Below are 15,739 nucleotides of genomic sequence, written 5' to 3'. Positions count from 1 at the left end.
CAAAGGGGTCAGAGTCGTTTGAAAATTTCAAACGACTCTGACCCCTTTGGTTTTCCTTTGGTTTTTCTTCTCCTTCCAAAGAGCTATTTTCAAGTGAGCAATAATCTCGTATTGTTGCATCAAAGGAATTTTATGTTCTTATAGATAATTCCTAAGGAATGATGCCGATGCTCGTCAATGTAGGATCACGCCGCGGCCCCAATCGCCCGCCACTCCCTGAATCCGCCCGCGCTGCGGCGCAGGCTGCGCTTGCGGGCGAGACGCCGCAGAGCGAACGGTTGATCGAGTATCTGCACCGTCTGCAGGATGCGCACGGGGCGCTGTTCGCAGACCACCTCGCGGCACTGGCCGAGGCGATGAAGCTGGCGCGCGCCGAGGTGTACGAGGTCGCGACCTTCTATCATCACTTCGACGTTGTGGCCGAGGGCGATTCAGCGCCGGCTGCGCTCACCGTGCGGGTGTGCGATTCGCTGACCTGTGCGATGCACGGCGGCGAAGAACTGGCTGTGAAGCTTGAAGGCCGGGTTGGCGCCGATGTGCGGATACAGCGCGTACCCTGCGTCGGGCGTTGCGACTGCGCGCCGGTGGCGGTCGTGGGGCAGAACCCCGTTCATCAGGCGAGTGCGGACAAGGTGATGGCCGTGGTGGACGCCGATGATCGCGTCGAGCACGCGCCTGACATCATCGATTTCGACGCCTACCGCGCAGCGGGTGGCTACCACCTCTATGAAACGATGCGTAGCGGCGAGCACGACGTCGCCGAAGTCCTCGGCGTACTCGACACCGCCATCCTGCGGGGGCTGGGCGGCGCGGGATTTCCGGCTGCGCGCAAATGGCGCACGGTGATGGCGCAGCCGGCACCGCGCAACATGGCGGTCAATATCGACGAGGGCGAGCCCGGCACCTTCAAGGATCGCCACTACCTCGGGCGCGATCCGCACCGTTTCATCGAAGGCATGCTGATAGCAGCCCGCGTGGTCGGCATCGCCGCGATCTGGATCTACATCCGCGACGAATACCCCGCCTTGCGCAAAATGCTCATCACCGAACTCGACAAGGTGCGCGCAGCCTGGCCTGACCTGCCGCCGATCGAGGTGCGCCGGGGCGCGGGCGCCTACATCTGCGGCGAAGAGTCGGCGATGATCGAATCCATCGAAGGCAAGCGCGGCATGCCGCGGCTGCGCCCGCCCTATGTGGCCGAAGTGGGTCTCTTCGGACGTCCCACGCTGGTGCACAACCCGGAAACCCTGTGGTGGGTGCGCGACATCGTCGACACCAGCCTGGTGCAGGGCTACGACTGGCTGGAAAAGCGCGGTCGCAACGGCCGTCAGGGCCTGCGCAGCTTCTCGGTCAGCGGTCGGGTGGCCAAGCCCGGCGTGATCGTGACTGATGCCGGCATCACCTTGCGCCAGCTCATCGACGAGCACTGCGGTGGCATGGCGCCGGGGCACGAACTCTACGGCTATTTCCCCGGCGGCGCCTCGGGCGGCATGCTGCCGGCGAGCCTGGCCGATGTGCCGCTCGACTTCGACACCCTCGCGCCCTACGGCTGCTTCATCGGCTCGGCTGCCATCGTCGTGTTCTCGCAGCATGACAAGGCGCGTGCGCTGGCCGAGAACGCCATGCACTTCTTCGCCCACGAATCCTGCGGCCAATGCACGCCGTGCCGCGTTGGCACCGCCAAGGCCGCCGGCCTGATGGCCGCGAAGACGTGGGATGCGCCGCTCCTCGACGAACTCGGCAGCGCGATGATGGACGCCTCGATCTGTGGCCTCGGCCAGGCCGCGCCCAACCCGGTGCGCTCGGTGCTGCGCTATTTCCCGCATGAGGTGGGTGCCACGCCAGCCGATGCGCGCGCAGGGGAGGGCGCAGCATGACGACCTTCACCACTGGGACCCTCGCCACCGACACCATCGCCTTCGAGCTCGACGGCCAGACCGTCGAGGCAGCGCCCGGCGAAACCATCCTGCTCGCCGCCCGCCGTGCCGGCGTCGATATCCCGCACCTGTGCTACACCGACGGACTGCGTGCCGACGGCAACTGCCGCGCCTGCGTGGTCGAGATCGACGGCGAGCGCGTGCTCGCCCCGTCGTGCTGCCGCGCACCCAAACCCGGCATGAAGGTCAAGGCCGAGAGCGAGCGCGCCCGCGCCTCGCAACGCATGGTGCTCGAACTGCTGCGTGCCGATGTCGCACCCGAAACCGAGAAAGCCGACTCCGAACTTGCCCACTGGTGCGACCAACTCGGCGTCACCGCCAGCCGCTTTGCCCCGCGCGAACAACCCGCGACCGACACCAGCCACCCCGGCATCGCCGTCAATCTGGCCGCCTGCATCCAGTGCAACCGCTGCGTACGTGCCTGCCGCGAAGAGCAGGTCAACGACGTCATCGGCTACGCCCACCGGGGCGACGCCTCGAAGATCGTGTTCGACCTCGATGTCGCCATGGGCAGCTCCACCTGCGTCGGCTGCGGTGAATGCGTGCAGGCCTGTCCGACCGGGGCGCTGCTACCGGCCACGGTCAGCGCTAGCACAGCGCAGACCGCAGCCGCACCGCAATCGCCGCGCTTCGTCCCCACGCGCAAGGTCGATTCGCTGTGCCCGTTCTGCGGTGTCGGCTGCCAGCTCACCTACCATGTGGCGGGCGAGGGCGCCGCGCAGAAGATCGTCTTTGCCGAAGGTCGCGACGGCCCCGCCAACGCCGGCCGGCTGTGCGTGAAGGGCCGCTACGGTTTCACCTACAGCCGCAACCGCGAGCGCCTCACCGTACCGCTGATCCGCAAGCCCGGCATCCCCAAGGGCGTGAATCTCGACCCCGCCAACCCGCTCGCCGCCTTCCGCGAAGCCAGTTGGGAAGAAGCGCTCGACTTCGCCGCCGTAGGGCTCGCCCGCATCAAGCGCGCGCACGGCCCGCACGCGCTGGCCGGCTTCGGCTCGGCCAAGGGCAGCAACGAAGAGGCCTACCTGTTCCAGAAGCTGGTGCGTACCGGCTTTGGCACCCACAACGTCGACCACTGCACCCGGCTGTGTCACGCCTCATCGGTGGCGGCGCTGCTCGAAGGCATCGGTTCGGGGGCGGTGTCCAACCCGGTGCGCGACGTCGAGTTTGCCGATCTCATGATCGTCATCGGCGCCAACCCGGCAGCCAATCACCCGGTGGCGGCAAGCTTCATCAAGAACGCCGCAGAGCGCGGATCGAAGCTGGTGATGATGGACCCGCGCCAGACCCCGCTCGCCCGCCACGCCTGGCGCACGCTGCAGTTCCGCCCCGATGCCGATGTGGCGCTGCTGCTGTCGATGGCCTGCGTGATCATCGAGGAAGACCTCACCGATCCGGCCTTCATCGCCGCCCGCACCGAAGGCTTTGATGCCTTCCGCGAAGCCGCACTGCAATACCCACCCGAGCGCATGGCACCGATCACCGGCATCGAGGCCGACACCGTGCGCGAAGTGGCTCGCGCCTACGCACGCGGCCCCAACAGCATCATCTTCTGGGGCATGGGCGTGTCGCAGCACACCCACGGCACGGATAACGTACGTGCCCTGATTGCGCTGGCGCTGATGACTGGCCAGATCGGCCGCCCCGGCACCGGCCTGCATCCGCTTCGTGGGCAGAACAACGTGCAGGGTGCGTCCGACGCCGGCCTCATCCCGATGATGTTCCCCGACTACCAACGCGTGTCCGAGCCCGAAGTGCGCGCCCGCTTCGAATCCCTGTGGGGTGCGAAGCTGGCAGAAGAACCCGGTCTCACCGTGGTCGAGATCATGGACGCCGCCAGCGCCAGGCGCATCCGTGGCATGTATATCGAGGGCGAGAACCCGGCGATGTCCGACCCGGATCTGGAACACGCCCGTGCCGCACTGGCCGGGCTCGAACACCTCGTGGTGCAGGACATCTTTCTCACCGAAACCGCGATGCTCGCCGACGTCGTGCTGCCCGCATCCAGCCTGTACGAAAAATCCGGCAGCTTCACCAACACCGACCGCCTGGTGCAGATGTCGCAACCGGTGCTGCCACTGCCCGGCGAGGCACGGCAGGACTGGTGGATCATCCAGCAGATCGCCCAGCGCATGGGGCTGGCCTGGGATTACGCCGGCCCGGCCGAGATCTTCGCCGAACTCACCCGCGCCATGCCCAGCTACGCCGGCATCACCTGGGCGGCGCTCGAAGGCGAGGGCGCGGTCGTTGCACCGAAGGTGGCCGTGGAGGCGCCCTCACAGCCCGTGCTGTTCCAGACCGACTTCCCCACCCGCAACGGCCTCGGCCGCTTCGTCCCGGTCACGCCGCTGCCCGCAGCCGAACTGCCGGATGCCGATTACCCGATGGTGCTCATCACCGGCCGCGTGCTCGAACACTGGCACACCGGCAGCATGACCCGCCGCGCCGACGTGCTCGACGCGCTCGACCCCGTGCCCTGGTGCGGCATGCACCCGGACGACATGGCGAAAATCAGTGTCGCGCACGGAGAACACGTCATCCTCGAAACCCGCCGAGGCCAGATCGAACTCGAAGTCCGAGCCGACGAAGGCGTGCAGCGCGGCTCGGTGTTCATGGCCTTCTGCTACGTCGAAGCCGCCGCCAACCTGCTCACCCAGCCCGCCCTCGACCCCTTCGGCAAGATCCCCGAATTCAAGTACTGCGCCCTGCGGGTACGTTTCAAAGGGGTCAGAGTCGTTTGATCCGTTTCTGAAAGCTCGGCGATCGTCGGTCACCCCCGCGCCCCACGGGTGTGACCCGACGATTGAGTCGCGAGACAACCGTCTGGGCAAATTCGACACCGCCAAGCACCCATGCGCTGTTGGTCGCCCGGCGAATCTCGTCCGCCGACGCGTCTTCAATCTGCCCATCGAACATGGCCCGATAGGCTCGTTGGCGCGCGGCTGAAACGTTGGCCAGTGACAGATACTGGGCGTGGTGCGTGACCAACTTGTCCAAGGCGCCAAATGCATTGCACCTGAAGCTGGACCACCGATACTCGCCCGGCCGCTTCACCAGCCCGGCACGCACCGGATTGAGTTCGATATAGCGCATGCACGCAAAGAGATACTGCTCGGTGTCGATCAGGGTCGCCCTGTAGCGTCCTTCCCACAAAGTGCCGGTGCGCGCGTTTCGGAGGTTGAAGTACTGCACGTAGCGGCGACCAAGGGACTGCATCATCTTGCCGATCCCATCCCCGGTGCTCGGGGTGGCGAGCAAGTGCACGTGATTGGTCATCAGTACATAGGCGTGAATCTGGCAATCATGCTGGTCCGCGGCGAGCGAGAGCATCTCGATGAACTGGTGATAATTCTCATCGACAATAAAGATGGCCTGTCGATTGTTACCTCGCTGGATGACATGCTGTGGCATCCCGGGGATTGAGAGTCTTGGTTTTCTCGGCATTGTGCAAGGTCTCATTTGGCATATACGGAGAATGCTATCCGGATGTTGGAGAAAAACCAAAGGGGTCAAGAACCAAAGGGGTCAGAGTCGTTTGAAAGTTTCAAACGACTCTGACCCCTTTGGTTCTTGCGTTGCGTGAGGCGGTCGCAAAGAACGATTGGTTATATACAACTGAGCTGAACGTGCTTCTGTTGCGCGTTCGTCTTTCGTAAGATCCATTCATCAAAAACGCGCCACGAAACGCAGGCTGTTTTAGCCTTGCGTCATGGCGCGTTTTCCGTCTGATTTTCATGGATCGATATCGTCATGCTCAAAACCCTTGTTGTTTCTCTCGCCCTTGCCACCGGCAGCGTGCTTGTTGTTGCCCCTGCCGCAGCCAACCCGGTTGCGCCCGCTGCAAACGTCGCTGCGCCGAGCGTGGCTGCGGCGCCTTCGCCGCTGCTGACGCCCGCCGAGCTCAAGGCCCTGGTTGCCCAGCCCGGTGTGCGTGTGCTCGACATCCGTGCTGACAAGGACTACGCCAGCGGTCACATCCCTGGTGCGGTGAACACGCCTTACGGCAAGTACCGTGGCCCGAAGGAAAACCCTGGGCAGTTGCCCACCGAAGCAGCACTCAGCACCCTGCTGCAGAGCGCTGGCGTGAGTGCCGACACCCATGTCGTGGTCGTTCACGGCGGCACCGATCACACCGATTTCGGCGCAGCAGCGCGTGTGTACTGGACGCTGAAAGTCGGCGGCCTGACTCGCCTGTCCATTCTCGACGGTGGCACCAAGGCCTGGAAGGCCGCCGGCGGTGCGCTTGAAACCGCTGCAGCGGCCGTGAGCCCCAGCCAGTTCAGCTATCGCTACGATCAGGATCAGATCGTGACGCGCGAAGAGCTGGCTGCGGCGATCAAGTCGGGCTCCGCACCGCTGCTGGTCGACGCCCGTCCGCAGAAGTTCTTTGGTGGCGAAGCGCGCGCCGATGCGTCCGCTCGCTACGGCACGCTGCCGGGCGCGTCGTCCTTCGACAATGCGCAGTTCTTCCCCAAGGACGGCACCACGCTGAAGTCGGGCAGCGAGCTCAAGGCGCTGGTTCAGCGTTCCGGTGCGGCCGATGCGCCTGCCGTGTCCTTCTGCAACACCGGGCACTGGGCTGCGACCAACTGGTTCGTGATGTCCGAGATCGCCGGCAACAAGCAGGTGAAGCTCTATCCGGAATCGATCGTCGAATGGAGCAAGGCTGAACTGCCGATGGACAACCAGCCCTCGCGCATCTCCGCGCTGGTGCAGGACGTGAAGCGCAGCTTCAGCAACTGATACGGACAGAGCAATGCGCTGGTTTACTCGTTTTGTACTGGTCCTGATCGGGCTCAGCGGTGTGCTGGCGGTGACGCTCGCCACCGGCATCCGTCAGGGTCTGCTCACCCTGCTTGGCATCGGCTTTGGCGCGGTGCTGCAGGGTGCGCGCTTCGGTTTCACTACCGGCTGGCGTGATTTCATCGAGCACCGCAACCCTCAGGGGCTGTGGGCGCAGATGTTGCTGCTGGTGCTGGCGGCCGCGCTGACGCTGCCGCTGATCGCGGGCAGCGGGGGTGAGCTGGTGGGAGCCGTTGCACCGCTCACCATCAGCCTGGTGCTGGGCGCCTTCCTGTTCGGCGCAGCCATGCAGCTGGCTGACGGCTGCGGGTCTGGCACGCTGTACAAGGCTGGCGCCGGTGCGCCGCTGTCCTTTGCCGTGCTCCCCACCTTCGCCATCGGCAGCTTTGTCGGTGCGTCTCATCAGCCGGGCTGGATTGAGCTTGGTGGGCTGCCGGCCATCGACCTGCTGCAATACGGCTGGCCGACTGCGCTCGCGGTCACGGTGATCGGCTGCGGCATGGTTGCGGCGCTGGCCGGGCGGGCTGCCCGTCGTCCCGCGCACGGTAATCCGGCGGCTGAAGTGCAGCAGCTTGCGCGCTCTGCGGTAGCGAGCTTCGTCGCCGCGCCGGCGCCATCGTCCGCAAATGCCGTGGGTGGCTGGGCGCGTCGGTGGTGGATCGGTGCGGTGTTGCTTGCCGCGCTCTACCTCATCCACATGGTGGTGGCCGGTCAACCCTGGGGCATCGTCTACGGCATCGGCATCTGGGGCGCAAAGCTGTTCTCCGTGTTTGGCTGGAGCCCGGTTGGCGATCCCTTCTGGGGTGTCGCACCGCATGCGGCGCGACTGGCCGAGCCGGTGCTGGCCGACGTGACCTCGGTCACCAACCTTGGCCTGATCTTCGGTGCGCTGGCCGCATCGCGCTGGAATGGCCCTGCCAGCTTCAGCATGCCCTCGGGCAAGCGCCTGCTAGCCGCCTGCATCGCCGGTCTGGTGATGGGCTACAGCTCGCGCATGGCCTTCGGCTGCAACGTTGGCGCCTATCTCGGCGGCATCGCCTCGGCCAGCGTGCATGGCTGGGTGTGGTTTGCGCTGGCTTTCGCAGGCTCGATTCTGGGCGTGCGCATCCGCAAGCGCGTCGCGGGCTGAGGAGACGGACATGGACAGCAGAAAACTCTTTCGTGCCGGCACCGCGGTGTTCTGGCTCGCCGTGCTCGCACTTGTGGCGCTGGATACGATGAGCGCTGGCGGCATACGCGTCGAACCGCCACCGATTGCGCTCGGTAGCGGGCAGGCCGCATCGGGCGGGCACTGCTCGGGACGTTAAGCAAAACAGCCCGGCTGAAAATCAAAGGGGTCAGAGTCGTTTGAAACTTTCAAACGACTCTGACCCCTTTGATACTTTGATACACAAACAGCGCTGGCTGTTACTTAGAAGGCAACCTGATAGGATGCGGCGAGCCAGGTGCTCAGGGCTTCGCCCTTGGTCGTCCCGTTCAGCATCAACGAGGCCTTGCCTGCGCCAAGCTTGCCTTCGATACCGACACCGGCACGGATCCAGTCTTGATCGAAGTCCTGTCCGGACTCATCGAAACTGAAAAGTCCGATCAGCTCACCAGAGGTGCGGGAGCCGTTTTTCTCCATGCGGTGCGCAGCTTCGAGCTGGCCGAGCAGCTTTACTGCACCGGAGGCGACCGGCACTGCGGCGTTTACGCCAATACGCAGTTCAGTATTGCGCTCGGTGCGGCTGTCGAAACGTGCGGGGAAGCCACCGCCGGTCTCGGTGTAGCCATCAAGGTGTGCTTCGCCATAGCTGAGATCTGCATAAGGCGAAAACCGCGCATTGCCTGCGGAGAAGGCATTTTCCCAGTCAAGACGGGCGCGGACGGCCCAGGTTGTTACGTCGGGGCTACCCTTGGACGACTCAAGGCTCGTACCGTTAACAACGTAACCTCGGCGCAGGTCTGCGTTCCCCCAGTGACCATAAGCACCAATGGTTGCCCACAAACCACCGTCGTCGTTGGCGCCGAGCGGAATCAAGCCGAACACGCTGAGGTACGAGCCCTCCACGTTCGCCTTGCCATTCAGGTCCAGTTCTTGCGCGGACCAAGTGTGGCCAACGGCCATGTTCAGTTGGGCAACACCGAAATTCATGCCTCCACCAATTTCGGTCAGTCCCAAGTCGCCGCTGCGGTTGCCGTGATCGTCACGCCCCCAGTCCCCTGCGACCCAGAACGCCTTCTGGCCATTTGCTACCCGGCGCGCCAAGGGACGGCTGTTGGCGCCGTTGATGACGGTGCTGATTGAGTTCATCGCCATGCTGCTACCGGCCGCAACGCTGCCCAGGCTCTGCGCAACATCTTCTCGCGTGATGAGGCCCGTACCGGCCGACGAGACTCTTGCAATGTAAGTCCGACCATTGCTCAGCACGCCCACCACAACTGAACCGTCAGCGTTGGTCGCGTCCGCGGATTCCGTCATGTCTTCGGCAATGACGGCGCCGTGACTGCGAAGCCAGTCTTCGACACTCTGCATGCCGGTGACTTCAGTCCAGCGGAATCCGCGGTCATCTGAGCCGCTCAAGGACCAACCGACGATCACCTTGCCGTCGCCACTGATGTCATAGGCTTCCGAGTCAGTGCCGCCAGCAAGGGTGCCAAGCAAGGTCATCCCGGATGCCTGTGTCCAGCGGAACGCGATCGACGAGAGCATCTCCCCTGCGAGGCCGACGATAACCGATCCGTCATCGCTGACCGCCAAGGCGATGGAGCGGGTGCTATTGCCCAGGCTTTCCATGCCGGTTGCTGAGGTCCAGCGGAAGGCCTGCCTTATGTTGCTGCTGCCTGACTCCCACGCTGACCCGACGACGACGCTACCGTTTGCACTTACATCGTTTGCCTCGGAGTAGTCGTATCCGCTCAGTGTGCCGAGGCTGATCGTTCCGTCCGCAGCGGTCCAACGGTATGCAATTTTATCGCTAAAGTTCAGTTTGGTTGACGAACCGACCACTACGCTGCCGTCAGCGCTGACGGCATTTGCCCACGAGTGTAGCTGACCGGACACGAAGGGAATGTCATAAAATAATCCGGACTCCGCATTCCAGCGTACTGCCCTATAGGTCTCATTTGATCTCAGTGTGCCGGCAACGTAGTTGCCGTTGGCGCTCACGTCCTTTGGCGTGAAACTGGCATTGCCCGGAATCCCCGCGAAGGTGGACAACCCGTCGGTGGTCGTCCAAAGAAATCCCTGTTCTGACACGGTGCCGACGATGACATTCCCGTCAGCGCTGATCGCCTCGGCGAAGTATCCGGTGCCTTCCGCGAGCGTATCAAATGATGCAGTTGTGACAGATTGTTGGGCTGCCGCAGGCCCGGCGGTGAATGCGATGCTGATTGCTGATGCGATTAGCGTTCTACGCATGAAAACACGTTTAAACGTGTTTGTGCGGGGATTGATGGTATGCGGCATGGATTATGGATGTATATAAAATGACATGGGAAACAAAATGTATCGTTTTAGTTACCCGCATGGGGTAAATAAAACATTCAAAGCTATAAAAGTGTTGTTTGTATCCAAAAATATGAACAGAAAGCATCGAAATTGCATGAAGTTTCTTAAGTTCGAGCGCATGGCTGAACAGTTCAGCGCGGTGGGGCGGGTGTGATGGGGGTTGGCTGGTACACCTTGCGGGGTATGTCGAGCAGAGAGAAAGCCTGACGTGAGTGTCGGCGTTGTCGAGCTCAGTCACGGAAACTGCAAGCGGCATTGAGGGCTTGGTGCAGTTTTCATCGCAGCCACTTTGACCTTCAGGTGTGATCTTCGGCAATGGACCGCTGCGGCGGTGTTCTGGCTTGCCGTGCTCGCGCTTGTGGCGCTGGATACGATGGGTGCTGGCGGCGCATGGGTGGAGTCTCTATCCATTGCGCCAGGCAGGGGGGTAAGCCGTGTCGAGCGGGCAGTGCCCGGGGCGCTGAAGAAAAAGCGGGTACGGCGGACGTCGTATCCGCATTTTTTTGTTACTTAAAGCGGCTGATGCATTTTTTTAATCTGTTTTTGATGATTCATTAAAGCCTTGTTTGTGTGACAAGAGGGTCCTTGACATTTCTTAAAAATGCGCTGAAAAGACATTCTACGGAATTGTCAATACCGAAAATTCGTAGTTCGATTACGTGATTAAAGTATTGTTTTGCATGCCTTTGTCTCAATTTGAGATGAGCGTTTCCGGTTCGACACAATCACGTTGATGCGCGCAATATCGGGGTGCTATAAGTAAACGCAGACATCGGCAGAAAAGACCACAAAAGAACCTTGAGCGCCGGTGCTGGATGGAGACAGAGGAGGGTTTTACTCGTTGTCCGATACGGGAATGCCGTATTTGCGACAGCGGGCGTTCTTGATGTGCACACCTGACTGTCTTCCCGCAGAACGTAGCTGATCTGGGGCAGAGGCCTATGGCTCGACGCAAAGGGTTGTTGCTGGATCGTGCTGGTTTGGTAAGCGCGGCCCTTGATGGTTTGCAGTTGTCGGGATGGTCGTTTGAAGTTGCGCCAACCCTGGCGTGTGCCCGCGAGTTATTGACGGGCGGCGAATTTTCAGTCGGTCTGGTTGCATTCGACGCGGCGGACTCCTGGCCTTTGCGCGAGCTTGAGGGGCTGTTGTCACGCTACGACGTCGAGTGGATTGCGGTTCTCGATCGCAGCCTGCTCGACAGCGAGGTGCTTGCCCCGCTGCTCCGGCGCAATTTCTACGATTTCCACTCGCTTCCACTCGAGCACGATCGCCTGCGGATGACGCTCGGCCATGCCCACGGCAAGGCCAGCCTGTTTGAAAAGGTCGCGCCGCAGCAGGATGACGAAGGTCGCTTCGGCATGACCGGGCGCAGCGCCAAGATGCTCAAGCTCTACCGGCAGATCGACAAGATCGTCGCTGTCGATGCGCCAGTGCTGATCGGAGGGGAGTCCGGTACCGGAAAGGAGCTGGTTGCGTCGGCCATTCATCGGCATTCGGCGCGCGCCTCCAAACCCTTCGTCGCGATGAATTGCGGCGGGATTCCTGCGTCCCTGATTCACTCCGAACTGTTCGGCTACGAGCGCGGGGCCTTCACCGGCGCGCATCAGCGCAAGATCGGCACCATCGAGGCCGCCAACGGAGGCGTGCTCTTCCTCGACGAGATCGGCGACCTCCCGCTCGACCTGCAGGCCAGCCTGCTGCGCTTCCTGCAGGAAAAAACCATCGTGCGCGTCGGCGGCACCGAACGCCTGAAGATGAACGTGCGCGTGATTGCCGCGACCCATGTCGATCTCGACCGGGCGGTGGCCGAAGGCCGTTTCCGCGAGGACCTGTTCTATCGCCTCAACGTCCTGCACCTGGTGGTACCGGCGTTGCGCGAGCGCAAGGACGACATCGAACTGCTTGCCCAGGTCATCTATGACCGCAACCAGGACTTGCGCAGCCACCAGGTCAGGGGCTTCAGCGCCGAAGCCATTCATGCGATGGCTGCCTACGACTGGCCGGGCAACGTGAGAGAGCTCATCAATCGCGTGCAGCACGCCATGATCATGAGCGAGAACCGCTTCATCAATGCCGCAGATCTCGGACTCACTGCAGCCGAGGCGCCGGTGCCGACGCTGGACGAGGTGCGGAACACGGTCGAGCGCGAAATGATCGAGTCCAGTCTCAAGCGCTACCAGAACAATGTGTCCGCGACCGCCCGGCAACTAGGGGTTTCGCGCGTCACGCTCTACCGGATGATCGATCGACTGAAAATTATCGTGTAGCCGATGGCGGTGACGGGCACCGCGACTTTGCTGGGAGGAGACCATGAAGAATAAGCCGACACGGATTGCACTGGCCCTGGGGCAGGGCTTCGCAGGCATCATGCTGTTAGCACTGCCGGGACTGGGCGCGGCGGCGGATACGGAGGCAGGGGGCGCCGACATGCTGCGGATGAAGCAGCAGATCACCGAGCAGAACGCGCAGATCGACACCCTCAAGGCCAATCTTGCCCGCCAGGAAGCCGCGCTGTCCGAGTTGCGCCGATCGCTCGGTTTTGAAGACGTTCGCGGGCGTGGGCCGGACACCGTGCCTGCTGCCGATGCCAACGTGCCGGTGACCATGGCCCAGCGCGGTGGGCAGCAGCCCGTGGGGCAGGCGCCTGACCCGGCGCGCGACACGCGGTCGCGCGAAATCGCGCCGATCTTCGAGACTCCAGGCGTACTCACAGCGCCCGGCAAGTGGGTGCTTGAGCCTTCGCTGCAGTATGCCTACTCGTCCAGCAACCGCATCGCGCTGGTTGGCTACACGGTGATTCCTGCCATCCTCATCGGCCTGATCGACGTGCGCGAGGTCAAGCGCAACACCTTCACCGCCGCGCTCACCGTCCGGCGCGGGATCACCAATCGCTTCGAGCTCGAGGCCAAGGTGCCCTGGGTCTATCGCTCCGACACCAGCATCAGCCGCGAGATCGCGTCCGGCACCGCGGTCGACAGCGTGTTCGACGCCGATGGCAGCGGCGTCGGCGACGTCGAGCTGACTGGCCGCTACCAGCTCAACGATGGCGGTGGCGACAGCCCGTACTACATCGCCTCGCTGCGCTTCAAGACGCGCACCGGCAAGGACCCCTTCGAGGTCAAGACCAACTACACGCTGCCGGGCGGGCGCGGCACCGGCCTGCAAAGCGAGCTGCCCACCGGCTCGGGCTTCTACACCATCACACCGGGGCTGACGGTGCTGATTCCCTCTGACCCCGCAGTGTTCTTCGGCGGCATCAGCTATCAGCACAGCTTCAAGCGCAGCAACGTGAAGGCAAACACCGACGGCGGCGACATCCTGATTGGGGAGGTCGCGCCGGGCGGGGTGATCGGCTTCAACTTCGGCATGGGGCTCGCTCTCAACGACCGTTCGTCCTTCAGCATCGGCTACGACCATCAGTCGGTCGGCAAGGTCAAGATCAATGGCAGCACCGCGCCGGGCTCGGTCCGTGTGCAGCTCGGCACCCTGCTGCTGGGCTACTCTCACCGCCTGAACTCGGGCAATACCGTCAACCTTTCGCTTGGCGTCGGGGTCACCAACGACACCCCCGATCTGCAGCTCACGCTGCGCATGCCGATCACGCTCTAGGCATCACCCGCCACAAGAATAAGGACAGGCACTGCCTGTCCTTTTTTGATGGCCCTGTGCTGAACGCCCTCAGCGCAACAGCGACTGCACCATCACATCCCGCATCGAAGTGTTCATGTGCGCGCTGCGCAGCATCTCCACGCTATTGACCGACGCATTGATCGTGGTCACGGCGCGGATATTCTGATTGTCGAGCGAGTTCTGGATCACCGTCGCCAGCGCGTTGTTGTTCAGACCGCTGGAGATGAAGGCGTTGTTCGGGCCGTTCTGGATCACTGCCAGGGTGCTGCCTTCGGGCAGCCCGCGGCCGTTCATGTTGCCCAGATCGGCAAGATTGACGCTGGTCACACTGCTCAGCACGCCATTCACGTACACCGCGCGCTCGATGCCGAAGGACACCCTTAGCCCCGATGGCGTCTCGAAGCCGCCCCGCAGCGCGTCGAGTTCGGATTCGGCTACGGCGGGAGCCTCGGCAAGCCGTATCGCCCTGCGCAGCATCAGCGTCGAGGGCAGGGGCCGGTAGATCTCGCGTTCGGCCTTGTCCGCCTTAGCCAGCGGCGGGATCGCGACCGGCAGCTCGCCGGCGGTCTGGTCCATTACGGCCGATGCAACGGCGACAGGGGCCGGCGCCTGGGCACGAGCGGGAGCGGGAGCTGCGGCGGATGCAAGGCTTGCCGGTGCGGCCGTGACAGCCGCGCCGATGTTGCCGTCGTTGCCGTTAAGCTCACCCCGGGCGCTCAGCTTTCCGGTGTCGGGTGCTGTCGTGGCCAGCGTGCCCGGTGTATCGCCGTAGCGGTCGAGCACCTCACGCGGTGTGAGGATGCTCGCTTCAACGACCTCTGCCATCGCCCGGATGGGGCGGATGGTCGCCTCCACGACAGGCGCAGCGCGCGCAACGGCGCGGCCCTGGGTGCAGGTGGGGGTATCGTCCAGCGGCCAGTCGGCCAGCGCCAGCAATTCTGCGGGCGGAACTTCGTGCCTGCTGCAGTTTGCCGGATGAAAGCCCTGTCGCGTGGCAACGCTCGTCACGTCCATGATGCTGGTGACGCCGTCGCCGGCCATTACCGAAGAAAGCTCTTCTTCCTCGCCCAGCGCCTGTGCAAGGCTTGCGCACAAGGCAGTGAGCGTGGCGACCGTCGTGATCAGGGCCGAGGTGCGTCCGTTCATTGAATTCTTCATGGCGCGGTGTCCTCAGTAATCCCAGGGGCCGCGACGAAGCAACTGCACGTCTGCCATATTGCGGTCCAGACCGCGTGCAATCGGCGCGTTTGGCAGGACGCGCCAGTCGGATTCGTCGTTGAAGCGGGCCATGCCGACACGGTTACGCGCAACCAGCAGGATGCTGTTGACCCATATTTTCTCGAATGCCTGGCGCTTCATCACGCGCGTGCCGAGCGCCGGGTCGCCCAGAAGCACCTTGCCGTCGCGCACGCCCTTGATGACAACGAAGTGTGCGTAGCCGTTCTCCTGTATCAGTGCGATGGCGGGCACGGAGGCCGACGCCAGTTGATCGAGCGACGCTTCCACGCCCTCGGCGCGATAGCCGAGATGGTCGAGGTAGCGCTTCATGTCAAGCATCGAAAACCCCTCACGCCGGATCTTCTCCTGGTTGCCGTGTTCGTACATGACCTCGAACACTTTGGATTCGCCAACCGTTTGATCGTAGTGGTGGGTGAGGAGGGTGGCGACCGCCGCCGAGCCGCAACTGAAGTCGTACTGCTGGCGCAGGGTCGACAGAAAACGTGCTTCCTTCAGGCTGACGGTGGGCACCGTCAGCTGCCCGCCCATCGGAGCGTGAAATCTCAGCTGGTCGGAGAAGGCCGTCGTGGCGGCAAGTGATTGCACTATCGCCACGACGATCAAAAGGCCTGAACGGAGCACGATGCGTTTCATCGTCATG

The 15,739-nt window shown here is 63.1% G+C and carries 11 protein-coding genes; 7 read left to right on the top strand and 4 right to left on the bottom strand.

What is annotated here, in order from left to right:
• Window positions 1-167: 167 nt before the first annotated feature.
• Complete coding sequence (locus CEW87_RS21490; RefSeq protein WP_234421611.1) at window positions 168-1,877, top strand: NAD(P)H-dependent oxidoreductase subunit E; 1,710 nt, start codon at window positions 168-170, stop codon at window positions 1,875-1,877.
• Entirely contained in the window at window positions 1,874-4,678 is a 2,805-nt protein-coding gene (fdhF, locus tag CEW87_RS21485; RefSeq protein ID WP_108976312.1) for a formate dehydrogenase subunit alpha, read from the top strand. Before CEW87_RS21490 ends, fdhF begins: the two co-directional genes overlap by 4 nt.
• Here fdhF and CEW87_RS21480 read toward each other — a convergent pair.
• Entirely contained in the window at window positions 4,665-5,381 is a 717-nt protein-coding gene (locus CEW87_RS21480; protein ID WP_108976310.1) for an REP-associated tyrosine transposase, read from the bottom strand. The genes fdhF and CEW87_RS21480 overlap by 14 nt on opposite strands.
• Before the next feature lie 306 nt (window positions 5,382-5,687).
• Here CEW87_RS21480 and CEW87_RS21475 point away from each other — a divergent pair, with 306 nt between their 5' ends.
• The 3 genes from CEW87_RS21475 to CEW87_RS22640 are packed head-to-tail and all read left to right on the top strand — an operon-like array spanning window position 5,688 to window position 8,047.
• Window positions 5,688-6,680 (top strand): sulfurtransferase, encoded by a 993-nt coding sequence (locus CEW87_RS21475; RefSeq protein WP_108976308.1) that lies wholly within the window; start codon window positions 5,688-5,690, stop codon window positions 6,678-6,680.
• Between the two features lie 13 nt (window positions 6,681-6,693).
• Window positions 6,694-7,869, top strand: a complete 1,176-nt coding sequence (locus CEW87_RS21470; protein WP_108976306.1) for a YeeE/YedE family protein — start codon at window positions 6,694-6,696, stop codon at window positions 7,867-7,869.
• Window positions 7,870-7,879: 10 nt separating this feature from the next.
• Window positions 7,880-8,047 (top strand): hypothetical protein, encoded by a 168-nt coding sequence (locus CEW87_RS22640; RefSeq protein ID WP_199917086.1) that lies wholly within the window; start codon window positions 7,880-7,882, stop codon window positions 8,045-8,047.
• Between the two features lie 104 nt (window positions 8,048-8,151).
• On the opposite strand, the gene CEW87_RS21465 is transcribed toward CEW87_RS22640, so the two are convergent.
• Window positions 8,152-10,188 carry an autotransporter domain-containing protein gene (locus CEW87_RS21465; RefSeq protein ID WP_108976304.1) on the bottom strand — a complete coding sequence of 679 codons (2,037 nt, stop codon included), beginning with the start codon at window positions 10,186-10,188 and terminating at the stop codon, window positions 8,152-8,154.
• A gap of 983 nt (window positions 10,189-11,171) precedes the next feature.
• On the opposite strand from CEW87_RS21465, the gene CEW87_RS21460 reads away from it, so the two are divergent.
• Window positions 11,172-12,497 carry a sigma-54 dependent transcriptional regulator gene (locus CEW87_RS21460; protein ID WP_108976302.1) on the top strand — a complete coding sequence of 442 codons (1,326 nt, stop codon included), beginning with the start codon at window positions 11,172-11,174 and terminating at the stop codon, window positions 12,495-12,497.
• 43 nt (window positions 12,498-12,540) lie between these two features.
• On the top strand, window positions 12,541-13,839 hold the full coding sequence (locus CEW87_RS21455) for an acetate kinase (RefSeq protein ID WP_108976300.1): 1,299 nt from the start codon (window positions 12,541-12,543) through the stop codon (window positions 13,837-13,839).
• A gap of 69 nt (window positions 13,840-13,908) precedes the next feature.
• Here the strand turns inward: CEW87_RS21455 and CEW87_RS21450 are convergent, their stop codons facing one another.
• Both CEW87_RS21450 and CEW87_RS21445 read right to left on the bottom strand, forming a co-directional pair.
• The gene (locus CEW87_RS21450; protein WP_159098235.1) at window positions 13,909-15,018 is read right to left on the bottom strand and encodes a hypothetical protein; all 1,110 of its coding nucleotides are present in this window, start codon (window positions 15,016-15,018) and stop codon (window positions 13,909-13,911) included.
• 12 nt (window positions 15,019-15,030) lie between these two features.
• Entirely contained in the window at window positions 15,031-15,732 is a 702-nt protein-coding gene (locus CEW87_RS21445) for a C39 family peptidase (protein ID WP_108976296.1), read from the bottom strand.
• Window positions 15,733-15,739 lie beyond the last annotated feature (7 nt).

The organism is Parazoarcus communis, from assembly GCF_003111665.1.
Taxonomy (GTDB): Bacteria; Pseudomonadota; Gammaproteobacteria; order Burkholderiales; family Rhodocyclaceae; genus Parazoarcus; species Parazoarcus communis_B.
Note: the sequence above shows the minus strand (reverse complement) of the source record. Positions and strands in the feature narration are given on the sequence as shown.